Origin of the sequence: Psychrobacter sp. SHUES1, assembly GCF_001652315.1 — a bacterium.
GTDB lineage: Bacteria > Pseudomonadota > Gammaproteobacteria > Pseudomonadales > Moraxellaceae > Psychrobacter > Psychrobacter faecalis.
The window spans coordinates 13,163-35,844 of sequence record NZ_LXWA01000047.1; the positions used below are offsets into that span (position 1 = coordinate 13,163).

The 22,682-nt window shown below is 42.6% G+C and carries 21 protein-coding genes and 2 pseudogenes; 12 read left to right on the top strand and 11 right to left on the bottom strand.

The window, feature by feature from the left end; all coding sequences use genetic code 11:
- Positions 1 to 71: 71 nt before the first annotated feature.
- Positions 72 to 425, bottom strand: coding sequence for a zinc ribbon domain-containing protein YjdM (locus tag A7325_RS06235; RefSeq protein ID WP_068405853.1), 354 nt, complete (start codon positions 423 to 425; stop codon positions 72 to 74).
- 346 nt (positions 426 to 771) lie between these two features.
- Between A7325_RS06235 and A7325_RS06240 the strand changes: the two genes are divergently transcribed.
- Positions 772 to 1,524, top strand: a complete 753-nt coding sequence (locus A7325_RS06240; protein ID WP_068405807.1) for a YgfZ/GcvT domain-containing protein — start codon at positions 772 to 774, stop codon at positions 1,522 to 1,524.
- A gap of 80 nt (positions 1,525 to 1,604) precedes the next feature.
- Positions 1,605 to 2,930, top strand: a complete 1,326-nt coding sequence (locus A7325_RS06245; protein ID WP_068405810.1) for a D-amino acid dehydrogenase — start codon at positions 1,605 to 1,607, stop codon at positions 2,928 to 2,930.
- Between the two features lie 70 nt (positions 2,931 to 3,000).
- On the opposite strand, the gene A7325_RS06250 is transcribed toward A7325_RS06245, so the two are convergent.
- Both A7325_RS06250 and A7325_RS06255 read right to left on the bottom strand, forming a co-directional pair.
- Positions 3,001 to 5,211, bottom strand: a complete 2,211-nt coding sequence (locus A7325_RS06250; RefSeq protein WP_068405813.1) for a molybdopterin oxidoreductase family protein — start codon at positions 5,209 to 5,211, stop codon at positions 3,001 to 3,003.
- A gap of 124 nt (positions 5,212 to 5,335) precedes the next feature.
- Positions 5,336 to 6,025 (bottom strand): TetR/AcrR family transcriptional regulator, encoded by a 690-nt coding sequence (locus A7325_RS06255; RefSeq protein ID WP_068405816.1) that lies wholly within the window; start codon positions 6,023 to 6,025, stop codon positions 5,336 to 5,338.
- A 491-nt stretch (positions 6,026 to 6,516) separates the two neighbouring features.
- On the opposite strand from A7325_RS06255, the gene A7325_RS06260 reads away from it, so the two are divergent.
- The 4 genes from A7325_RS06260 to A7325_RS06275 all read left to right on the top strand — a co-directional run bounded on the left by A7325_RS06260 (position 6,517) and on the right by A7325_RS06275 (position 9,692).
- Entirely contained in the window at positions 6,517 to 6,720 is a 204-nt protein-coding gene (locus tag A7325_RS06260) for a CsbD family protein (protein ID WP_068405819.1), read from the top strand.
- 985 nt (positions 6,721 to 7,705) lie between these two features.
- Complete coding sequence (locus A7325_RS06265; protein ID WP_068405821.1) at positions 7,706 to 8,416, top strand: PepSY domain-containing protein; 711 nt, start codon at positions 7,706 to 7,708, stop codon at positions 8,414 to 8,416.
- 252 nt (positions 8,417 to 8,668) lie between these two features.
- Positions 8,669 to 9,007 (top strand): hypothetical protein, encoded by a 339-nt coding sequence (locus A7325_RS06270; protein WP_068405824.1) that lies wholly within the window; start codon positions 8,669 to 8,671, stop codon positions 9,005 to 9,007.
- 313 nt (positions 9,008 to 9,320) lie between these two features.
- Positions 9,321 to 9,692, top strand: a complete 372-nt coding sequence (locus A7325_RS06275) for a hypothetical protein (RefSeq protein ID WP_068405826.1) — start codon at positions 9,321 to 9,323, stop codon at positions 9,690 to 9,692.
- A gap of 26 nt (positions 9,693 to 9,718) precedes the next feature.
- Here the strand turns inward: A7325_RS06275 and A7325_RS06280 are convergent, their stop codons facing one another.
- Both A7325_RS06280 and A7325_RS06285 read right to left on the bottom strand, forming a co-directional pair.
- A complete protein-coding gene (locus A7325_RS06280; RefSeq protein ID WP_068405829.1) occupies positions 9,719 to 10,030 on the bottom strand; it encodes an NGG1p interacting factor NIF3 in 312 nt (103 codons plus the stop codon).
- 50 nt (positions 10,031 to 10,080) lie between these two features.
- On the bottom strand, positions 10,081 to 10,728 hold the full coding sequence (locus A7325_RS06285) for a DNA-3-methyladenine glycosylase (RefSeq protein ID WP_068405832.1): 648 nt from the start codon (positions 10,726 to 10,728) through the stop codon (positions 10,081 to 10,083).
- Positions 10,729 to 10,949: 221 nt separating this feature from the next.
- On the opposite strand from A7325_RS06285, the gene A7325_RS06290 reads away from it, so the two are divergent.
- Positions 10,950 to 11,549, top strand: coding sequence for a hypothetical protein (locus tag A7325_RS06290; RefSeq protein ID WP_197488878.1), 600 nt, complete (start codon positions 10,950 to 10,952; stop codon positions 11,547 to 11,549).
- 112 nt (positions 11,550 to 11,661) lie between these two features.
- Here the strand turns inward: A7325_RS06290 and purC are convergent, their stop codons facing one another.
- From purC to A7325_RS06310, 4 genes are all read right to left on the bottom strand, one after another.
- Positions 11,662 to 12,375 (bottom strand): phosphoribosylaminoimidazolesuccinocarboxamide synthase, encoded by a 714-nt coding sequence (purC, locus tag A7325_RS06295; protein ID WP_068405834.1) that lies wholly within the window; start codon positions 12,373 to 12,375, stop codon positions 11,662 to 11,664.
- 129 nt (positions 12,376 to 12,504) lie between these two features.
- Positions 12,505 to 12,825 (bottom strand): hypothetical protein, encoded by a 321-nt coding sequence (locus A7325_RS06300; protein ID WP_225211718.1) that lies wholly within the window; start codon positions 12,823 to 12,825, stop codon positions 12,505 to 12,507.
- 145 nt (positions 12,826 to 12,970) lie between these two features.
- Positions 12,971 to 13,876 (bottom strand): 4-hydroxy-tetrahydrodipicolinate synthase, encoded by a 906-nt coding sequence (gene dapA, locus A7325_RS06305; protein ID WP_068405840.1) that lies wholly within the window; start codon positions 13,874 to 13,876, stop codon positions 12,971 to 12,973.
- A gap of 516 nt (positions 13,877 to 14,392) precedes the next feature.
- Complete coding sequence (locus tag A7325_RS06310; protein WP_068405843.1) at positions 14,393 to 15,847, bottom strand: Do family serine endopeptidase; 1,455 nt, start codon at positions 15,845 to 15,847, stop codon at positions 14,393 to 14,395.
- Positions 15,848 to 16,656: 809 nt separating this feature from the next.
- Here A7325_RS06310 and A7325_RS06315 point away from each other — a divergent pair.
- A complete protein-coding gene (locus A7325_RS06315; RefSeq protein ID WP_068405845.1) occupies positions 16,657 to 18,948 on the top strand; it encodes a cation:proton antiporter in 2,292 nt (763 codons plus the stop codon).
- A gap of 100 nt (positions 18,949 to 19,048) precedes the next feature.
- On the opposite strand, the gene tmk is transcribed toward A7325_RS06315, so the two are convergent.
- Positions 19,049 to 19,780 (bottom strand): dTMP kinase, encoded by a 732-nt coding sequence (tmk, locus tag A7325_RS06320; RefSeq protein ID WP_082894319.1) that lies wholly within the window; start codon positions 19,778 to 19,780, stop codon positions 19,049 to 19,051.
- A 106-nt stretch (positions 19,781 to 19,886) separates the two neighbouring features.
- Positions 19,887 to 21,173, bottom strand: a complete 1,287-nt coding sequence (gene mltG, locus A7325_RS06325; protein ID WP_068405846.1) for an endolytic transglycosylase MltG — start codon at positions 21,171 to 21,173, stop codon at positions 19,887 to 19,889.
- A gap of 169 nt (positions 21,174 to 21,342) precedes the next feature.
- Between mltG and A7325_RS14235 the strand changes: the two are divergent.
- The 4 genes and pseudogenes from A7325_RS14235 to A7325_RS06345 form a co-directional block, all read left to right on the top strand.
- Positions 21,343 to 21,822 (top strand): annotated as a pseudogene (locus tag A7325_RS14235) (DpnI domain-containing protein); the annotation flags it as partial.
- Positions 21,802 to 22,107: a hypothetical protein gene (locus A7325_RS14240; RefSeq protein WP_264753697.1), complete on the top strand. Its 306-nt coding sequence runs from the start codon at positions 21,802 to 21,804 to the stop codon at positions 22,105 to 22,107. The pseudogene A7325_RS14235 and the gene A7325_RS14240, both read left to right, overlap by 21 nt.
- 118 nt (positions 22,108 to 22,225) lie before the next feature.
- A complete protein-coding gene (locus A7325_RS06340; RefSeq protein ID WP_227514950.1) occupies positions 22,226 to 22,411 on the top strand; it encodes a DpnD/PcfM family protein in 186 nt (61 codons plus the stop codon).
- Between the two features lie 83 nt (positions 22,412 to 22,494).
- Positions 22,495 to 22,682: pseudogene (locus A7325_RS06345) on the top strand (IS982 family transposase); the annotation flags it as partial.

A 22,682-nucleotide genomic window follows, 5' to 3' on the forward strand; every position in this document is an offset into this window, starting at 1 on the left:
GTCTCTACTTATTCTTTTGATGTTATTTTATTAACAATAGCTTAATTAACAATCACTTAATTAACAAAAACTTAAGCTTTTTTAACCACTGACGATTTGAGCTTCATCGGTCCAAAACCATCGAGTTTACAGTCGATATCATGACCATCAGAGGCATCTGGCAACAGACGAATCCCTTTTGCTTTGGTGCCGACTTTGATAATGGTTGATGATCCTTTGACCTTTAAGTCTTTAATCACGGTGACGGTATCGCCATCTTGCAGCTCGTTACCGACCGCATCACGAATGACCGCATCTTGCGCTTCAGCCTGCGCCGCATCGGTTTCAGCCGCGGTCCACTCATGAGCACACATCGGACATACCAGTAACGCACCATCTTCGTACGTATATTCAGCATCGCATTTTGGGCAATTGGGTAAGCTCATAATTTCCTCGTCAGCCGTGATAAATTGGGTGTATTCTAACGCTAACATTGTACCGTAACTCGCCAGCTTTCACCAATCGCTCCGCTTGTAAACACAGAACTGTGACTAATTGATACATTCGCTTATCCCTTAACGCGGACGTTTTTTATCACGTGGTTTTTTGTGGTACTCTGCTGTAACCAAATTTGATTTGATAACCATTTGTCTTTAGGTACTAAAAAGATGGTAAAAACTTAAATAACGACTTTTTCGCATTATTTTAACAGTAAGTCTTATAACGACTTTAATCACTCAGTATTAACCCTAATATCTGAGGCTATAGCGACTCATAAATAGGACAATAATAATGACTCAATCAACATTGCCACAATTTGTTCAACTAACCATTCAAGGTGAAGATGCCGCAAAGTTCTTACAAGGGCAGCTAACCTCTGATGTCACTAAGCTTGGGCTTAGCTATCAAGCAACGGCGCTTAGCAATTTAAAAGGTCGTATCGATTTTGGTATTTGGATTAAAAAACAAGACGAAAAGCATTTTGATGTAGTCATCAGTGCCGATTGCGCTGAGGCTTTGCAAGCGCATCTTAAAAAGTTTGGCGCCTTTTCAAAGTTTGATACCAGTACACCAACGCCCATTTATCCTTGCGTACTCGATGGAGTGCCAACCTTTAGTCATAAAGACGAGCATAATACTATCGATGACACTCAAGCGTGGATGCAGGCGAGTCTTGCAGCGGGTAATTATTGGATAGTCGCGGACACACGAGGCGAGTTTCAGCCGCAAGAGCTGCGCCTACATCAGCGCGGCGGTATGGACTACGATAAAGGCTGCTACCTCGGTCAAGAAGTTATTGCCCGTATTTACTTTAAAGCCGCGCCAAAAGCGTTTTTACATTATGTCAGCGGCACAGGTGAGGTGCCAGCCGCAGGTGATAAACTAGAGAAAATTCAGGTGGTCAATGCCATTGCTGATGATGATATAAATGCTAATGGCTTTAAGGCATTGGTTGTTGCCCGCCCAGAGCATTTAGCCGATAGTGAGCTTACGATATTAGATTTACCACCAGCACTACAAGCAGATGTCGCCCGTCAAAAATAACGGGAAAGGTTTGATAGTCTATTTCGCAGTCCAACTCGTATTATAAAAAGTACTTTTACTAAAATGCAGCAGAGCAATTTATGACCCATATTGCGGTACTCGGAGCAGGTGTGGTGGGCGTGACCAGCGCTTGGTATCTTCGGCAAGCAGGCTACGATGTGACCGTCATTGAGCGCGAATCTGCTGCCGGTATGCAAACCTCATTTGCCAATGGTGGGCAGATATCCGTCTCGCACGCAACCCCTTGGGCAAATCCGAGCACACCAATGAAAGCGCTTAAATGGTTGTTTCGTGAAGATGCACCGCTGCTCTACCGCTTGCGAGCTGATAAAGCGCAGTTGAAATGGGCAATGCAGTTTTTACAAGAATGCCGCGCAGAACGAGCCGATGCCAATTTGGTACAGATGGTGCGTTTGGGCTTGTACTCACGCGAAGCATTGCAGCAGCTGCGTGCTGATATTGGTATTGATTACGAGCAGCAAACGCGCGGTATCATGCATTTTTATACCAACCAAGTTGAGTTTGATGCTGCCATCGCGCCAACCGAGCGTATGCAAGAGCTCGGCTGTGAGCGCTATGTGATTGATATTAATAATGCTATTAGCCTTGAGCCTGCGCTTTACCCTATTGCTCATAAGCTCAAAGGCGCCACTTACACCAGCCGTGACGAATCGGGTAATGCGCATTTATTTACCCAGCGTTTGGCGCAGCGCTGCATCGATGCTGGCGTGAAATTTTTATACGATACCGACATTTTGGCGTTAAACACCGACGCCCATTCTGCTCGCCCGCACGTGCATAGTATGACCATTCGTCCCAAGGGCGAAAACGCACAGACTTTTAGCGCTGACGATTATGTACTGGCACTTGGCAGCTATAGCGTATTGCTCATGAAACCGCTCAATATCCATCTGCCGATTTTCCCTGCCAAAGGGTATTCAGCCACTTATCAAGTCAATCCGCGTGCGCCACATTTAGCACCTTTCGTCAGCCTTATTGATGATGAGTTTAAATTAGTCACCTCGCGCCTTGGTGACAAATTACGCGTCGCAGGTACGGCGGAATTTAACGGCTATAATATGGATTTAAATAGCACGCGCTGTGCAGCCATTACTCGTCGCGTACAGCAGTTATTTCCCAAAGGTATCATTGCCAATTCTGTGCAATATTGGACAGGACTGCGCCCAATGACGCCATCAAATGTACCATTAATAGGGCGCGCGCATCATGGTCAAGTCCGTCATGGTAGTGTCAATACAAACGCCAGCTTTGATAATTTATGGCTAAATACCGGTCATGGCACGCTTGGCTGGACGCATGCTTGTGGTTCGGCAAAGGCGATCAGTTTATTGATACAAGGCGAGACACCGCAAGTAGACTTTGATTTTATAGGTTTAGGAACTTAAAATTAAAAACGTAAAGAAGGCACTTTTTTAAGTGCCTTTTTAAATTAAAGACTTTTATTTTAGAGCTATTTTATGCAGCGCTTCCTGATTTAATATCAGCATTAACCTCAGTATCAACAGTTTCCAAATCAACCACCTCTGGCTCGATTGCTTGCAATTGCACAGGTACGCCATTGACCGCCGCATTACCACTTAGCTGGTCGATTAAGGTATCGTCCGTCAAGTCATTAACACTGACACCGGCATGCGCTTGCGCAATCTTTTGCTGCACACCTTTACGACCATGACCCCAACCATGAGGAATACTGACTACGCCAGGCATTAGCTCATCGGTGACTTCTGCTACGATCGTCACACTACCAACGCGCGAGGTCACTTTTACTTCCTGTCCATCCTTAATACCATATTCTTTCGCTGTTTCAGGATGCAGCATCAGCGTACAGCGTGGCTTGCCTTTTACCAAGCGATAGCTATTATGCAGCCATGAATTGTTACTGCGTACATGACGACGACCGATAAGTAAAATCTGTTTGTCATCATAATCCTGCATCATCGTTTGCACGCGCGCTAAATCGGCTTGATAAAAATCGATATTAAGATGAATTTGCTTATCTTTATGCTTTATTGCTTGCGGTAGCATTCTTTTGAGCGTGCCTAAATCCAGTCCATGTGGCTTTTTCTTGAGTTTATTTAGATTCATGCCAGCATAAGGTCCACGTCTCAAGCCTTGATCAAGCAAAAATTTTGGTCCTAAAGTCTTAATCAATCGGCGCTCAATTTTGGTCGTAAGCGGCGCTTTTTTATCGAGGCGTTTTGCTAATTCCAAATAGATTTGCCAATCATGTTTGGCACTTTTTTTCTTAGAAAACAATGCTGGAGAGTATTTAGCGACATTATGTACAGCAAAATTATTAAAGGTAACGTCATAATGGTCACGCTCTAGCGGCGAGACGGGTGGCAAGATAATATTGGCATGCCGGCTGGTTTCTGTGACAAAGTAATCAATCGCGACCATAAAGTCCAAATTGGCAAAGGCTTTATCTAACTTTTCACCATTTGGCGTACTGAGGACAGGGTTGCCTGCAACGGTCATAAAGCCTTTTAATTGACCCTCGCCTGTTACCAGCATCTCGTCACCCATCGCTACGACAGGATAATCACCATTGAAATCAGGCAAATTACTCACGCGGCTATGACGTTTGCCTAAATAACCTGGGCCGGAGTTATTGACCACATCAAGCGCAGGATTGGGGAACATGAGGCCGCCTACTTCATCCAAACGTCTGGTGACGATATTAATCACCATAATCAAATACTGGCTTAATAAGCCAAATTCCTGCACCGATACGCCCATGCGCCCATAGCAGACGGCGCTTTTGGCTTCGCAAAACTCTTTGACCAGTCTTTTAATCTCATTTGCGGCAATGCCAGTAATATCAGCAACTAACTCTGCGCTATAGTCTTTAGCGAAATCTGCCAAGCGCGCAATCTCTGGCGCAAGCGCCGCCGCTCTATTATTAGTCCGTGCTTTGTCCGCGTAACCTTGGTCATAGATTTCATTGAGCATAGCAAGCAAAAATAAAACATCGGTTGCTGGACGGATAAAATGATGCTCGCTTGCAATGTCAGCAGTTTCGGTACGTCTTGGATCAATAACGATTACTTTGCCATCGCGGGCTTTGATGTCTTTTAGCTTTTGGCGCATATTTGGCGCGGTCATAATACTGCCGTTAGATGCCAGCGGATTGCCACCAATGATGAGCATATATTGGGTGCGATTGACGTCAGGCACGGGGATACGCAGCATGTGACCAAACAGGTGCATGCTGACGATATGGTGCGGTAATTGATCGACCGAGGTTGCAGAAAAACGACTGCGAGTCTTGATACTGCTTAATAGATGCTTAATGGTCAGCATGCCGCCCAGATTATGGACGTTGGGATTGCCTAAATAAACACCGAAAGCATTTTGGCCGTGTTTCTTTTGTACTGACTGAATACCCGCAGCTACTTTATCGAGCGCATCATCCCAGCTGATTGTTTTCCAACCGTTAGCGGTTCTCTCGATGGGATGACGCAGGCGATCTTGATCTTCATGCAAATCTTGTAAGGCAGTTGCTTTTGGGCAAATATAACCTTTAGAAAATGGGTCATTTTTATCACCTTTAATCGATAATACCTTTGCTCCATCGTGCTTTATTTCAATACCGCACATCGCCTCACACAGATTGCAGGTTCTAAAATGTGTTTGCTCATTCGTCTTGGTTTGTTTACTGCTCATGGCCACGCTCCCTGTGATCGTTACTATCGCTTTCGCTAACTAAATTCCGTTTTATGGTTTTATGGTATGAATAGATTCGTTAGTCTTAAAAATTTTGCGAGCTCCACATTCATTAATTTGCTCACTAGCTACTTATTACTTGCTCATTATTGATAAAAAATCCACCAAAAAGCCCATCAAAGTTTTTGCACAACATCGCAATCGCTTGCTGCTGTGAATAACGTCCTTGATGACAGCCTAATATCAACTCATGAACCTGCGCGCTCGCACTATCAACGCAGAGATAAACTTCAAACGTCTCAAAAGAACACTCGGCTGACTGCAATCCTTGGATAAATATCTTTGTCCATTCTTCACGTATGTCGGTAAACAAACTTCCCAAACCTTTATCTTCTACTCGCAAATTAAAGCGCAGACTGTCTTCGAGTAACCGTTGGAATAACCTAATATTTTGAAAGGCGGCTGTAAAAATCAGCGTCAAGCAATGCTGACAGCGCTGATTGAACGCCGCTCTAGACAGCGTTGGATAATCTCCAAGCATATCTGCCCACGCCTTACGCATCGGTGATAAATAATTGTCTTTTAATTGCCTACTCAATTCACTTTGTAGCGTCTCTACGCTGTCAAAGTGATTATAAAAACTTGGCTGAGCTATTCCCGCCCCTTTAGCGATTTTGTTCATACTCATGCCGCAAGCGCCTTCCAAGCTATAAAGCTGCAGCGCACTTTTTAATAAGGTACGACGGGTTTTGGCTTTTGCCAGCTCACGCTTCGTATCTAATCTTGTGGCGTTTACGGTATTAATTGGACTCACTGTTATTCTGTCCTCATTGTCTAAGGCTTATGATTTCAGCTATAAGCTTATAGTTATTTAAATAACAAGTCTACAATCAGATGCGCAAAAGGTTTGATTTTCCATTAATAGTTTTAGAATTAAGATTTATAAACAGATAAAAAAGGATAAAGCACTATATAGGTAGACATTTAGCTACTGGTTTTCTTTACGTATCGCTCTGACAAAGTACTCTATCTATTACACAACTATGCCCTACATAACATAGCAAGAGCAATGACCATAATTAAGCAACACTACAAACATTGCTCATACAGACACGGCGGTCTGAAATTCATATATTGGTATCACAAGTTGGCCACGGGCTAGCTGTAAAGTGCTTAAAACAGTACGAGATAAATAAGAACAATCATAAATAATAACCTGCTCCTAAAGCACTTTACGGTTTATAGCGTTAGAATTTTTAAACTATTTACCGTAAAGTTTTGATAACTAAAATAAGGACTATAATAATGAACGAACATACGCTAAAAGGTGATTGGAAACAGATGAAGGGTACGGTCAAGCAGAAGTGGGCTGACCTAACTGATGATGATTTACTACATATTGAAGGTAGCCGTGATAAGCTCGTGGGTAAAGTCCAAGAGCGTTATGGTCACAGTAAAGATGACGCTGAGCGCGAAGTAGATGCATGGCGCGTTGAAAACAAATACTAATTTGTCTTATAAGAATTTTCTTACATATAGATTTTTATAAGCTATTTATTGAGAAAGGTCACATTGATTTAATGTGGCCTTTTTTATCGTCTGTGCCTTTTCATTTTCTATAAGTAACTACTCATCATATTGGCTTATGGATTTTAACGATAAAAATATGAGGTCGTTATCATTTGAGGTAACTGGCATGATAGAGGTTTTCTGAGGAATACACGTTCTGAGAGAATCTGAATGGAGAATTCTTAACACCCAGACACGATAAAACCGCATAGCAATTAATTGTTATGCGGTTTTATTGTTAACCATCCTTGTTACCCATCACCACTCTAATCGCTGCATCCTTGCAAGATATTGAGTATCTTGTGATAGCCGGGCATCCTGCCCATTTGTTCTGACTACTACTGGCATTATCTGCCTGCAGCACGGGTCATGTGTCCTTATTTCAATTGCCTTTATCATCCTGATGCCAGCGATTGAACTATTATCCTTAATACGGTCAACTCAATCCTTGAGTCACATTCCCTTATGCCGTGTGTGTATAGTGTCAAATTATGCACCGCGTGTTAAGTCGCGTAAGCGTCATTGCGTGTAAGCATATGCTTACGTCGATTTTAAGATAGCCAATATCTCAATCTAAGTTATTGATAAATTTGAAATAATCTTTACGTATATCTTTAATTGTTTCGTACTCCCTATATTAGTCACTAAAAGTGTTAGCGATATTGAACAAATTTAGAAACGCCCTAGTCACCTAAAGTGTCGAATGCTTACGCAACTATTTGCAAAATTTACAACTTATTAACACCAAAGACATGGAAAGATGATTTTTAAGTCTTACTATGTGTATGTAAGAAAATATTTCAATATTAAGAAACAAATATTGGCTTTGCAGGCTTATAAGCTACCAATCACCTATTGTTAAAAGTATCCCTGTTAAATAATCGTTCCTTATTCAGATCATCGGTACTCCAAAGGAGATTTTATTGTGAAAACTCTATCCGCTTTCTCATTTAAGACCGCAATATCTGCTGGTTTAGCGCTGACTTTGTTAGGAACAGTGGCTGGTTGTGCCGTTGTTGATCCAGGTTATGGAAATTACCCAATATATGGTGGTAACAGCGATTACGGCAATGCTGACTATAAACGCGTTAGCCAGACTCTAAGCAATAATCTACGCCGTCAAGGCTATCAAGTCATGGACATCCGCTCTGATAACTATCGTGGCAACCATGCTATTACTGCCATCGCTAGAAAGAACAATCAAACCTACGAGCTTAAATATAGCTATCCAGACTTAAGACTCATCAGCTCAAACAAAAGAGGTTCCTCTAATGTTTGGCAAGATGATAGAAACGATAAAGACCGTTACGACAAAGATGATTATAAAAAAGACAAGTATAAAAATCATGGCAAATATAAAAACAATAAGCGCTATAAAGACGATGATATCGAAAACAGTATCAAACGAGATTCTCGTTACCCAGCGATTAAGCAGCGGGCTGTCAATAAAGTAAAGTCAATGGGCTATAGCGTTAAAGATGTAGAACTCGATGAAAAGAACGGCCGCGGTGTGTTCGAGATTGAAGCCAAACGCGGCTCACAAGAATATGAGATTTTTCTTGACTATCCAAACTTGAATGTGATTAAGATTAAAAAAGACGGTGGTGTGTCAAAAAGTATGCTGATTAAAATTTGAACAATTTTTAAAGCCTTGAAAGCCCTATAGAATCAGTAAACTTAGCATAGATTTTTTATTGACTTTTATAGCCAGCATACTTTTTAGAACACCACCAAAAAGACTAATCTTTAAACAGTCCATTTTTATACGTTAGCTTTTCTTATGCAACGTTATTGTGGTAGTGCAACATTAAGATCAGTAATTAAATACCAGTAATCGCCACATTACTGATAAGTAATAGGAATTAATAAGATAATAGGAATATTCATTATGAAGATATTAAGCTTCTCAACTTTAAAAACCGCTTTTTCTGCTGGTATTGTGCTTGCTTTATTGGGCACTACCTTTGGTTGTACCGTCACGCCAAGACATGATGGTCAAAGAGTTTATTACCCAAACGGTCCGTATCAGGGTAACGGCAAGTATAACAATAATGGTCGTTATAATAATGGCGGCCATAAAGTCAATCATGCTCACCGCGATAGCAAAAAAGGCAAACATAAGAATAAAAACGGTCATCACAAAAATAAAAACGGTAAGCATAAAAAAGATAATAGCCGCTACAACAATAATGGTCGCTATAATAATAACCATTATCGCTACAAGTAACTTAACCTCTCAACAATTTATAGAAATAGCGCATAGCGCCTAATGGCTAGGCGTTTGGGTTTTTGGGTCTGTGCTCTCGTTATTTGACGACGTTTGACAAAATTTAGCTATTTTAGATGAGTACGATTCAATTAAGAACACGCCTTGTACGTACAGATAAGATTTTGGCATCGTTGATGACTTGATGCCCTTGGTCAAATAAGCCAGCCCTTGGTTTAGTTGACCATTTTTTTATTGTGTCGTTTTTAACATAGAACCTTGCTTATATAGACGAGCTACCAATACCTTTAATAGCATAGCATGAGAGAATATTATGAAAAAATATACGTTATTAAAAACCACGGCGGCGAGCAGTATGATTGCCGCGTTACTGTCCATAACGACTGGCTGCGTCACCGCGCCCGGCTACAATGCTTATGGTGACCTTTATGAAGACATTTACAAAGATACTAAAATTTATAAGAAACACAAGAAAACCATCAAGTCTATTGATAAAGAGCTTTATCAGCCTGCTATCGAGCAGCGCGTGGCCAATCAGGTCAGCAATATGGGTTATCGGGTCAAAGACGTCAAATACAAAAAAGGCGACAGTAAAATAAAAGTAAAAGCTCGCCGCGGCAGTAAAGACTATAAAATTGAGCTTGATTATCCAAGCTACAACGTGATTAAAATCAAAGAAGACTAATCATTTCTGATAATAAATTTAAGATCTTAAAAGTCCAATACTTCAATCACATCATAGGCAGGCGTTTCATAAGGATGCGTCTGCTTTAATGCTTCAATCACTGGTTTAATATGTGCGTCGGCTACCACCATCTCCACGCACCATTCTTCGACCGTTTCAAGTGTATCCTGCGTGCCAATATGCGGCTGACTGCCTGCTAACGGCATAAACTGCCCTGTTCCTTTAACTTGCCAACAGCACTGCTCATAATCACCAATTTTTCCAGCACCAGCCGTAAATAAGGCAGTCTTTACTTGCTCTAGCGCTTCATTGGGAATAAAAACTGTCAATTTATACATTGCTTACCCCTTTCATGCTCTTTAAAAAATTAGTAACAACTCTAGATTGGCTATTTTTTGGACAGTGAAGGATGGTCGGTCCAAACATAGCGCAGTAACCAATCTTTCGCCGTGCCCGCATAATCAATGCCAATACGTGGGCGCAGCGATACTGGCGGCTGACAGCCGTCGTCTTCGACCCAAAGCCCTGACGCAGGCATGATAGGCGCACCATATAACTCGCGGTCAATTTGCAGCCGTTTGGTTAGCTTGCCAGGACCTGCAAATTGCTTGGGATCGGTTAGCTGTTTATCTGCGCTCAGTAATTGCTCGTCGATTAAGCGCGCGCTATCGTCTGTCAAAAACCCTGCGCGTATTAATACCGCTTCTGGCGACTCTGCCGTTCCGCTCACCAAATTGAGCATATGATGGATACCATAGGTCAGATAGACATAAAATACTCCGCCCTCGCTATACATAATCTCGGTACGCGGCGTGCGCGTGCCAGCATGCGCATGACAAGCGGCATCACCTTCACCAATGTAGGCTTCGGTCTCTGAGATGCGCATCCGTAGGGTTTTTTTCTTACCATCACTATCGATTAGCTGTCGGCATAAAATCTTGCCAATTAAATCTGCCGCTACCACGCAGGTCGGGCGGACAAACCAGCTAGGTTCTAAAACGGAGGGTTGTATATAAGGCAATTTGTATAATGACATCAAAGATAACCTTTTTTATAGCGACGTTTATATTGACGATATAAATTTAGCATAAAAAACCACTCAAAGCGGCTAAGCGTTAGACCTTATTACCTATTGCAACTGTTGCTATACAGACAGTTAACTCATTCTAATAGTAAGCTTAAAACTCGCCAATCAATTTTAAAGTTAAAAAACTAAAAACATCCAACACTAAAAAATACAAACAAAAGGATATAACAATGACTAACTCTAATACTAACAATGATAAGCAGCACAACAACGATAGCAATAAAAATGCTAGCGAAAAAGATACGAATAAAAACGCAGTGATGAAAGATAACAACACTAATAATGGTAATAATGCTTCCAAAGGCAACGCTACTAACGATTCAAAGGACAACGCCTCAAAAGATAGTCAGTCTAAGACAGACGATAACAGTAAAAACGACAAGCAAAACAATCAGTCACAGAATGAAGACAGCAAAGACGATAAGTCATCTAATCAAGACAATACTAATGACAAAAAAGATGATAAAACGTCGGACAAGAACGATAGTAAAGATAGCAATAATGATAAATCGTCTGATAAAGACAATAGTAATACCAAAAAAGACGAACAATCAGACGCTAAAAACGACAGTAAAAATGGCTATGATTCTGACAAGAAGGATAAAGATAGTAAAGATGATGACTCTAAATCTAGCGACGATAAAGAGTCTTCATTAAAGGACACCGCTACCACTAAAGCTAAAGAAGTGGTTGGCACATTAGCGGACAAAGCTGCCGATGCAATGGAGATGGCAGCGAAGAAAATCAAAGAAGCGCGTAAAGACAAATAACATAGCAGTTTTTAACATAGCAATCTTTAACATAACCGTTTTTAAAATGCTTATCCCCATAAAAAAACTGAGCTCAAGGCTCAGTTTTTTATTCTTTAAATACTTTATATTTCTAGTTTAACGGCACACCGATACGTTTTGCTACTTCTTCATAGCCTTCAATCACATCACCCAATGATTGACGGAAGCGGTCTTTATCGAGCTTTTTCTTGGTCGCTTTATCCCAGATACGGCAGCCATCAGGCGAGAACTCATCACCTAGAACGATACGATCATGGAATACGCCAAATTCAAGTTTAAAATCTACCAGTATTAAATCGCCAGCATCGAACAGCTGTTTTAATACTTCGTTTACTTGGTGACTGAGCTCTTTCATTTTCGCCAATTGAGCCTCGTTCGCCCAATCAAGCGAGATAGAGATGGACTCATTGACCATCGGATCGCCAAGCGCATCGTCTTTATAAAACAGCTCATAAGTAGGCGGCGTTAATGCTTGACCTTCCTCTAAACCTAGGCGACGTACCAAACTGCCCGCAGCAAAATTACGCACCACGCATTCAACCGGAATCATGTCTAAACGCTTGACCAGCACTTCATCGTCTGACAACTGCTTTTCAAAATGGGTTTCGATACCAGCGTCAGCCAGTTTTTGCATGATAAAGGCGTTAAAGCGGTTATTCACCACGCCTTTACGAGCAAGCTGTTCGATACGCTTACCATCGAGTGCGGAGGTATCGTCGCGGAAGTGTAAAATCAGCAGATCATGGTCTTCTGTTTCATAAACAGACTTGGCTTTGCCTTTATAGAGCAGTTGTTGCTTTTGCATGAGGGAGTTCCTGTTCGTTCAAGCTTATGTGGTAAAAACGCGCAGTGACCGCCAAGCGCTTTGTATTAAGGTATAAAATGCTTAACCATAATAAAAGACCAGCGGTATAGATAAGGATGAAAAAGGGGTTTATTCTGCTGCTTGGGTCACGGCAACCGTACGCTGAGGTCTTGGCAGCTGATATTGTTTACCTGACTCATTTTCTAGTTTCAAGGTATTAGCACCGGCATTAGGCGTTGGGTATAACGGCACAAATGGCGCTGTTTCTTGCGCCGCTGGCAATTCTAATGGTGCCAGTTTTTTGCTTTGCTGATACTCAAGGCTACCATTATCGCGCTTACCAAACAGACCTTTTGTCGCTTGGCAGCCGCTCAACACTAACGTACTACCCAAAACCACGGTCATTAGCATCGGGAATATTTTTGCAGGGTTTGATGATACTGTCATCATATTATCTCTCTGAGTTAGCAGTTATTGCTTATTTGGTGCGTATGTAGGCAAAGCGTTTATAGTTTTACCATGTCTAACTTTTTTACTTAATAGTCGAAACCTATAGAGCCACTATAAGCGGTATGTTTATTAAATTTATAAAAACCTAAAGTAAATTTGCACGGATTAGAGCTTCATCAATGGTCGCATGGTGCTTTTCAGCCAACCATACCAACGGCAAACGAATACCGGTATCTATCATGCCCATTTTATGCAGCGCATATTTAACAGGAATAGGGCTTGATTCGATAAATAAGTCACGGTGTAAGTGCTTGACCACGTCATGAACTTTATGAGCGGCATCAAAATCTCCACGCAGGCCAGCGCTAAAAGTCTCACTCATAGCTTTTGGTGCCACGTTAGCCGTCACCGAAATATTGCCTTTACCGCCAAACTGCATCAGCTCAAGAGCTGTACTATCGTCACCAGATAACACCACCATTCTGTCGCCAACGGATCTGATCAGTTGCTCACCGCGAACAGCCGAACCTGTGGCGTCTTTAATAGCAACGATATTGTCAATATCAGCGAGGCGTTCAACGGTCTCTTGGGCGATATCTACAACGGTACGTCCCGGTACGTTATAAAGCATTTGCGGGATTTTTACCGCTTCAGCGATGGCCTTATAATGCTGAAACAAGCCTTCTTGTGGCGGTTTATTATAATAAGGGGCGACCAATAACGCACAATCAGCACCTGCTTCGGCGGCATCTTGGGTTAGCTTAATGGCTTCCATCGTATTGTTGGCGCCAGTGCCTGCAATCACAGGTACGCGACCTTTGACATGCTGAACAAAGTAGCGAATCACATCGCTGTGCTCTTGCATGGACAAAGTCGCTGACTCGCCAGTGGTACCGACAGCGACCAAGCAATGCGTACCTTGCTCAATCTGCCAATCTATGAGGTCTGCCAGACGTTTATAATCGACCGTGCCGTCAGGATGCATGGGCGTTACCAAGGCTACCATTGAGCCTTGTAGTCGGGTTTTAATATCGTCGTATGCTGTGCTCATAACCGTGCCTGTATATCCTAGCTTTTATTAAAGCTATCACATGATAAGTCGTTTGCAAGTGTGCCTATCTGCCCTATGGAGCTGAACGTTTGGTTTGGTAAAATAACGTCAGGGCAAGACCTTGCGTGATGTTCATACTGTGTATTCATTTTACTAACGTGATTAACGCTATTTAGCTGCTGCCACTTGATTGGCTGAGAGCCATAAAAACGCCTGCTAGTGTAGCATATTTTGCCTTCATCGCTATCAAACAATTCATGCTTAACACTTCTATAAAGCGAAAAATTAGCAATCTATCATAATGCTAAGCGCGACTCTATTTAGCCTAAAAAATAAGCCTGAAAACTAAATAGTTAGTGTAGTGCAATTGCTTAGTGTAGCGTAACTAGTTAGCAGCGATAAAACCTTTTTAGGTATTTTAACGAATCGTCAACATAGCAATGGTCGGACGATATGTATTACTGTCAATAAAGACAGCCGATTCATAACGCTGCTAATCACGCACGCTATCCTTTGCTATTCAATGCGCAAACCAATGATACCTGGGATGCCCTGACGCACTATCTCAATCGTCACCACGCCTTTTTCGGGCAATGATGCCACGGCGCTAGAAAAATCATTGACCGTTTTAATCGGTTTTTGGTGCAAATTGGTGATAACGTCGCCTGCCAGTATACCCGAGCGCGCCGCGAGTCCCGTCGGCTCAATAGCGGTGACCAGCACGCCGGTCTTATTATCAGCAGCCAGCTCTATTTGCTCCTCTGGCGTTAAATTGCGCAGCGCCAGTCCCAAGCTGATGCCGTTGGCCTGCTGTGCGCCGGTTTGCGATTGCATAGCATTGGAAGCATTACTAAGCTTGCCGGTTATGATAGCTTGTTTACCGTCACGCTGAATCTGAACGCGAAAGATATCGTCAGGCCGCGCCCGATTGATCAGGTTTAATAAATCGGAGGCTTCCATAATTAAGACATCATTGTATTTTAAAATAATATCGCCTGGCTTTAGCCCCGCTTTTTGCGCTGGTGAGTCTGGTGAAACGCGCGTCAATAATGCCCCTTGCGGACGCGCTAAATTATAAGCTTCGGCTAAATTCCGGTCGATATCTTGCGGAAAAATACCCAGATAGGCGCGCGCAACTTCACCGTTATCTTTTAACTGCTCATAAATATCCATCGCCGCATCAATCGGGATAGAGAATGACAGACCCATATAGCCGCCCGTGCCACTAAAAATACGCGAGTTAATACCAATTACTTCACCGCGCTGATTAAATAATGGGCCGCCAGAGTTACCCGGGTTTAATGCCACATCAGTTTGGATAAAGGGTACGCTGGTTTCACGGGAAAAATTGCGCGATTTGGCACTTACAATACCTGCCGATGCTGAATAATCGAAACCAAAGGGCGAGCCAATTGCTAATACCGGCTCCCCTACTTTTAGCGCATTAGAATCACCGATTGGCAAGGCAGGGAATTGGCGCCCCGTGACCTTGAGCACCGCCACGTCTGAGCGCTCATCACTGCCAACCAATTTGGCATCAAGCTCGCTTCTGTCATTGAGCGTCACAGTAATTTTGTCCGCGCCTGCCACCACATGATGATTGGTCAGCATATAACCATCACGGGTGACAAAAAATGCAGTGCCATATGCATGTTCAATCGCAGGCGTCGCTGCTTGGTCAGGAATATGTAAGCGATCACCAAAGAACTTCCGCAATAGCTCAGCCGTTTGGGCTTTAGCAAGCTCTGCCTCGCTGACAGTTTTGGTGACGTTTACTCGCGCGACCGCTGGCGTGACTTGCTGTACCAAGCCCGAAAAATCTGCGGTGGTAACGGCCGCTTGTGCAGTTGGCACGGTCGCGATGTTGATACCTGCCGCCATAGTAGTGGCTACCGCTATGGCCAACGCGCTCTGCTGTAACCAACGGCTCAAATTGGCTGTATTCGACGTTTTAGACATATTGTTAGGCATGTTACCCTCCATATAATGGGTCTTTATAATTGTTATAAACGGTTTGAATAGGACCGTTATGAATAATAATTTAGGCGTTTTATTTATATATTATGCTGATAATAGCTCAGTTTACTCATTCGCTAACCTCTAAAGCTAACATTTAAAAATTGATTTTTATATTGGTCTTTGCATTGCTGGCTGAGAGATTTTACCGCTTGCTTTTGTTATCTGCGTTTATCTTAAACTTTGGGAAATGCAAACTTGCAAAGAATAATGCTTGTTAGTTTACCGTCCATTTTCGACTTATGGTATAAAACTTTATCTTTTCTATCATAAAGATAGCCTTATTGCTAACATGCTAGACATACTACCTTTAATAAGCTTTTTCAACCAAGAATCAAATGGCGCAAAGATTGCTCTAGAATACGTCAAATAAAACCATGTTATGATAACAAGCCAAATAATCTATATGGCAAACAAAAGTTAATTTTTGTAGGTCGTTATTTTAGCAAATTGGCGATCATCAGCTTATTTTTTCATCTTTTGCTTTTTAGATTCTGCTTAGGGATCTAAAAAGCTTTTGTCTTTACAGCGATATCGTACTGATAGCCAACCTCACTTGTGCTTTGATTACTTGTGCTTTGATTACTTGTGCTTTGATTATAGTGTGGTTGATGCTTTTATTAACAAGCGCTAGATTTAGCGCTCAGCGGTGTCAGATATTGCAACACTATATTTAGACGACGTTTGCTGCGGCTTACGCTAGCAGCGCTGGTAGTGCGCCTGAATAGATATAAAATATGACAAGATTATAAAAGGATTAATTTATGGATACCGCCTTATTGTTATCCGGCGTGGTTGGGCTTGGTATTGCCGCCCAATGGTTGGCTTGGTATTTAAAGCAACCATCCATTTTGTTTTTATTACTAATTGGTATTATTGTTGGCCCGATATTGGGCGCTTTTGACCCAGACTTGGTGCTCGGCGAGCTGATGTTCCCCTTTATCTCATTGGGCGTGGCGATTATTTTATTTGAAGGCTCGCTGACTTTAGAGTTTGATGAGATTAAGCAGCACGGCTCTGTGGTACAGATGCTGGTGTCGGTCGGTGTCCTTATTACCATTGTCATTGTGGCGCTATCGACTTACCTGTTGTTTGATGTCGACCCTTTGATTGCTTTGCTATTTGGCGCGCTGGTTTGTGTGACTGGTCCTACCGTCATTATGCCGTTACTGCGTAGCGTACGTCCGAATAAAACTATTTCTAATATTTTGAAATGGGAAGGTATCATCATTGACCCTATCGGCGCGATTGCAGTGGTTTTGGTCTATGAATATATCATTTCAGGCGGCGAAGCCAGTAGTATCTTACTGTTTGCCAAAATTGTAGTATTGGCAGTGGCCATGGGCTTAGCGGGCGCGTGGTTATTGGCGTTTTTAATGCGCCGCCATATGATTCCTGAGTTTTTACGTAATGTCTTTACCTTAGCTTTTGTACTGCTCCTGTTTTCTATCTCCAACCATTTAGAGCACGAGTCCGGCTTATTAACGGTCACCGTCCTTGGCGTGGCGCTGGCTAACTGGCCAAAATTCCCGCGGGAGACGATTTTAGAGTTTAATGAATCGCTGACCATTTTATTGGTATCGGTATTATTTATCATTCTTGCGGCTCGCGTTGAGCTTGCAAGCTTGCTTAGCGTTGGTTTTGCAGGCTTGGTGTTGCTCGCGATTGTGATGTTTGTCGCGCGTCCTTTGTCTGTTTGGGCATCGTCTATCGGCTCCAATCTAAAAACCAATGAAAAGCTAATGATTAGCTGGATTGGGCCGCGCGGTATCGTTGCCGCTGCAATCTCATCGCTTTTTGCCATTCGCTTGCAAGAGTATGATATTCAAGGCGTTGAGCTGCTCGTACCTTTGGTTTTCCTCGTCATTATCGGCACAGTAATGATTCAAGGTTTGGGCGCCAAAATGGTTGGTAATTTCTTGGGCGTCCGTGAGCCTGAAACCAACGGTATCTTAGTCGTTGGCTCCAACCCTATCGCTTTATTGGTAGCGACGTCTTTAAAAGACCAAGGTTTTGATGTCATCGTCGCGCACAATAACTATACCAATATCGCTAAAGCTCGTATGAGTGGTCTGCGTACTTACTTTGGTAATCCTATCTCTGACCATGCCGACCATCACTTAGACCTTATCGGTATTGGGCGTCTGTTTGCCATGAGTACCGATAGAGAAATGAATACCTTGTCTGAAATTCATTACCGTCATGAGTTTGGCGAGCGTAAAATCTATCGCCTTAAATTCAGTGATGAAAAAGTCAAAAGCGAGCGCGATGATAAGCAAGGCAACTTCCATTCGCAGTGGTTGTTTGGTAAAGATGTGACTTATGCCAAGCTTGCCAGTATGCTGTCGAAAAAAGCGCGTATCAAAATCACTAACATCACCGACAGCTATAGCTTTGAGCAATACAAAGCCGATAATAAGCAATTTGTGCCGCTTTATACCGTCGATAAAGAAGGTAAGCTGCACGTGATGACCGATAATTTCGATGGCACCGTACCACGTGATCGTAAGCTGATTTCATTGGTCGTCGATGATGAAGTGCAACCAAAAGCGGTCGATGTAACGGCAAAACAAGAGCAGGCACGCGCGGCGGCAGATGCCAGCTTTGAATCCAGCTCGAAAGCGCCTGAAAAGCGTAAAGAAATAGAGCTTACCGATGATAGTAATGATACCACTACGTCAGAGACTGCATTAACCACTGCTAAAGAAGTCAATGTAGCAGAAGTCTCCGAGTCAGAAAAGGTACAAGACAAACAGGCCGATAGCGTTACTGTTACGCCTAATAAAATTCAGGTATCAAGCACGACGGTTAAGAAAGATAACGTGCAAACAACAGAGTCTGATGCTACTGCTCCTAATGGTTCTACCAATGCTATAAATAAAGGTGTCATGTCGGATAATTCGACCGCAACTTCGAAAACCAAAACCTCTAGTAATACCAACGGTAATGGCAGCGCACCGAAAACCAAAAAAGGCACGCTTGACCCCAATCGTTTACCAGATTCTAGCGGTGGTAGCCTTGATAACGTTGACAGCATGGATATAGATAAAGACTAGAGTTATCTTTTAATATTTTCCATAAACGGTAAAAGCCCCAACTGCTGAGTTAGGGCTTTTTTTGGATAATATAAAGTAGAAATGACAACGTTAAAAAACCTTAGCTTAGCGCAAATTTTTCCTGCACCGCTTGCCAAATACGCTCGCTAACTTCTTCAGCGCTACCTTGAGCATCAATACGCTGGATACGCTCAGGCTGCTCGCTGGCAAGGACGCTAAAACCTTGATGAACTCGAGTAAAAAACTCCGTCGCTTGCTGCTCAAAACGGTCAGCAGCGCTGCGTTTATTAGCGCGCGCCATGCCTTCTAATACTGGCAAATCTAGCCACAAGGTCAGCTCTGGTAACTGTTCAACAAATTGCTCAATCAGCATAGCAATTTTAGCGCGTACCGTACTATCGCCATGCGCTCGCCCAAAACCTTGGTAGGCAACGGTCGAATCAGTAAAGCGGTCACATATCACCCACGTTCCACGTTGTAGAGCAGGTAAAATCACTTGCTGCAAATGGTCACAGCGCGCCGCAAACATCAGTAGCAGCTCGGTATCATCGTTAATTTCGGTATCAGGGTCTAATAAAATAGCACGCAACTGCTCGGCAAACGGACTGCCACCCGGCTCCCGGGTACGCAGATAATCGATGCCTTTTGCTTGCAAATGGACGCAAAGCTGCTCAATAGCGGTGGTTTTGCCAACGCCTTCGGTCCCTTCAAAACTGATAAAGCGCCCTTGATTGGACGCTGTACTAAAAGATGCGGTATTAGTAGAATGCTTAGGCGAATTTATTTGCGCTAATTTTTCTTGCACTGATTTATCTGGTAGGGATGCTGACATGATATGACCTTATGTCATTGATGAACGTTATGGCGTTATATAGATAGCTATATAACGTCATAACGCTCAGTACACGATAGGTTTTTAGAAAAGATAAAGGATTAAATTACGGCGGCGGTGTTTGTGCTTTTTTCTGACGCATGACGCTGAGATATTCCTTGACCGCTTGGTTATGCTCATTTAAGCTATTGGTAAATTTGTGCCCGCCGTTACCGGTCGCCACAAAATATAACGCTTCGCTATCGGCAGGATGCAAAGTCGCTTCAATCGAGGCCGCAGATGGCAGCGCGATTGGCGTTGGCGGCAAACCATCGATTTGATAGGTGTTATAAGCGGTCTTTTCATCGATGTCTTTACGGCGAATATTGCCTTGATAACGGTTGCCCATCCCATAAATAATGGTCGGATCGGTTTGCAAGCGCATATTTTTATTCAAACGATTGCTAAATACCGCCGAGACCAAAGGACGCTCTTCTGCCACGCTGGTTTCTTTTTCGATAATCGAAGCCATTACCAGTGCTTCATACGGACTATCATAAGGCAGATCAGGGTCGCGATTTTCCCACGCTTTGGTCAATGCTTGCTGCTGACGCTTATACAAATCGGTCAATACCTGCTTATCCGTGCTGCCCTCGCCATAATAATACGTATCAGGCGCAAACCAGCCTTCAAGATTGTGATTGACGATAGCATCATTACTATTGACCACCGAATCTGGCAAGATGCCAACCAAATCCAATGCCTGCGCGATGCTGGCATTCGTGCTATCCGCCGTCAGTACTTCTTTTTTGATGCCTTTATTATCTCGTAGCGCCTGATATAAATCTTTTGAGGTTTTGCCTTCGATAATCTGTACCTTGACCATCGCCGCTTTTACCCCTTGCCCCAATACTTCTAAGGCTTCAGCAAAGGTAGGGTTTTCTGGTAATTGATAAATACCAGCGTGCAATGGGCCATCGATTTGCGTTTTCATATAAAGCTTGGCAATCGTGGCAGAAAACAGCGGTACTTGCTGCTTCCACTGCGGTAATAGCCCATAATACGTCTGACCCGACTCAATCGTCACCATCTGCTGCGGCTGCTCAATACGGCCAAACAGCGTCTGATACACCATCACCAAAAAGAACGCTGCAATCAGCCCAAGCACCAATAACACCTGATAACCACGCTGCATAAAAAACGAGGGATTATCAGCTTTATAGTGGCGCGGTTTAGTGCCACCGCTAATGAGTGAGATATCTGTCGCCGGTACTTCCTCTGCGCTAACGTCGTCAATGATAGGTTTTTTGTCAGGCGCTGTCGTCTCAACAGGCTGCTCCAGCGCGGCGTCATGTTCATTTTTTGGCGACTCATCAGGGCGTTTAGGGGGTATTTCAGGTGTTGGCTTGCTCATGGCAACTCGCGAGGCAGAAGTTTGCTAGAATTTAGCACTGAACTGGACGATTTTCAATGGTATTTGCTTAGCTTATCAATTAACTTGGTGTTTAGAGTAAATTATATGGCGTAATACTCATATCGCTTATTTATCACTTTGAATTCTTCCTTTAATAAGAAAATCGGCTATGAACCTCAATTTCAATCAAAGTCTTGCCAAAAACTATACATCTGAATCGCAAAAAATTCGTGTGCTTAGTGAAGATTGGGTTGCTAAGCAAAGTTATTGCCCCAGTTGCAATGCCGAACCCTTAGTTGAATTTGCCAATAACCAACCCGTCGCCGATTTTTATTGCGCACATTGCAGCGAGGAATATGAGCTAAAAAGTAAAAAGGCAAAACTGAGCCACCTGATTAATGATGGCGCTTATGACACTATGATTCATTGAATCAATAGCAAGAACAATCCAAGCTTTTTCTTTTTAACCTATTCGCCAGAATACAAAGTTAATAACTTTTTAATCATCCCTAAGCATTTTTTTAAACCCGATATGATTGTTAAACGCAAGCCTTTATCCATCACTGCCAAACGTGCCGGTTGGGTCGACTGCAATATAGACTTGCGCAAAGTGCCCGAATCAGGAAAGGTGTTTTTGGTTAAAAACGAGCAAGTTATACCACGCAATAATGTCACCGAGCACTTTCAAAAAACCTTGTTTTTACGTAAGCAAACTATCGCTTCACGTGGTTGGACACTAGACGTTTGGCAGTGCATCGACAGACTCGACGCCAACTTCTCTCTCAATCAGGTTTATGCGTTTGCCGACCTATTAAAACTCAAACATCCTGAAAACAACCACATTAAAGATAAAATCCGTCAGCAATTACAAGTATTACGTGATAGAGGTATTATTGAATTTATCGGTCGTGGGCATTATTACAAATTATATTAAGCGCTTTTATTATCTTTTACTCACTTCACAAAGGACGATCACTTCTTTTAGTCACTTTTGCTAACCTAGCGGATATAAATCCTAAAGAAATTTTGATAAGCAAGTATTGAGAGTAGTGATGATAAAAAGTGATAAGACAGTAGAGAAAATCTTTCAGATAGAGATTGTCGAGACGTTAAGTAACATCATAGAGATTAGCGCAGAGAACGAGCAAGAAGCACTATTAAAAGCGCAAGATATGTATAAAAAAGAGGAAGTTATTTTGTACGCAGATGATTGTATTGATAACCCCAGTTCGGGATAAGGGCTCAAAAAAAGATAAAAAAAGAAGTCCAAAGTTGCTAAAGTAAGTTTACCAAGACCACTTAAGCAAAAAGGACTTCTTACATGGACAACCTAACCGAACTATACTGCCATATTGACGACTTTTATCAGCAATTCAAACCTGAGTTTGAGGCTCACTTAATCGCAACGGGCCGTCAACGGCTAAGAGCATGCAAGATAAGTGTATCAGAGATGATGACCATCTTGGTACTGTTTCATCAACTGCGGTATCGACAGTTTAAGTCTTTTTA

Coding starts and splice junctions, on each gene's coding strand:
- A7325_RS06235 (WP_068405853.1), bottom strand. CDS start 425: ATGAGCTTACCCAATTGCCCAAAATGCGATGCTGAATATACGTACGAA.
- A7325_RS06240 (WP_068405807.1), top strand. CDS start 772: ATGACTCAATCAACATTGCCACAATTTGTTCAACTAACCATTCAAGGT.
- A7325_RS06245 (WP_068405810.1), top strand. CDS start 1,605: ATGACCCATATTGCGGTACTCGGAGCAGGTGTGGTGGGCGTGACCAGC.
- A7325_RS06250 (WP_068405813.1), bottom strand. CDS start 5,211: ATGAGCAGTAAACAAACCAAGACGAATGAGCAAACACATTTTAGAACC.
- A7325_RS06260 (WP_068405819.1), top strand. CDS start 6,517: ATGAACGAACATACGCTAAAAGGTGATTGGAAACAGATGAAGGGTACG.
- A7325_RS06270 (WP_068405824.1), top strand. CDS start 8,669: ATGAAGATATTAAGCTTCTCAACTTTAAAAACCGCTTTTTCTGCTGGT.
- A7325_RS06275 (WP_068405826.1), top strand. CDS start 9,321: ATGAAAAAATATACGTTATTAAAAACCACGGCGGCGAGCAGTATGATT.
- A7325_RS06280 (WP_068405829.1), bottom strand. CDS start 10,030: ATGTATAAATTGACAGTTTTTATTCCCAATGAAGCGCTAGAGCAAGTA.
- A7325_RS06285 (WP_068405832.1), bottom strand. CDS start 10,728: ATGTCATTATACAAATTGCCTTATATACAACCCTCCGTTTTAGAACCT.
- A7325_RS06290 (WP_197488878.1), top strand. CDS start 10,950: ATGACTAACTCTAATACTAACAATGATAAGCAGCACAACAACGATAGC.
- purC (WP_068405834.1), bottom strand. CDS start 12,375: ATGCAAAAGCAACAACTGCTCTATAAAGGCAAAGCCAAGTCTGTTTAT.
- A7325_RS06300 (WP_225211718.1), bottom strand. CDS start 12,825: ATGATGACAGTATCATCAAACCCTGCAAAAATATTCCCGATGCTAATG.
- dapA (WP_068405840.1), bottom strand. CDS start 13,876: ATGAGCACAGCATACGACGATATTAAAACCCGACTACAAGGCTCAATG.
- A7325_RS06310 (WP_068405843.1), bottom strand. CDS start 15,847: ATGCCTAACAATATGTCTAAAACGTCGAATACAGCCAATTTGAGCCGT.
- A7325_RS06315 (WP_068405845.1), top strand. CDS start 16,657: ATGGATACCGCCTTATTGTTATCCGGCGTGGTTGGGCTTGGTATTGCC.
- tmk (WP_082894319.1), bottom strand. CDS start 19,780: ATGTCAGCATCCCTACCAGATAAATCAGTGCAAGAAAAATTAGCGCAA.
- mltG (WP_068405846.1), bottom strand. CDS start 21,173: ATGAGCAAGCCAACACCTGAAATACCCCCTAAACGCCCTGATGAGTCG.
- A7325_RS06340 (WP_227514950.1), top strand. CDS start 22,226: ATGATAAAAAGTGATAAGACAGTAGAGAAAATCTTTCAGATAGAGATT.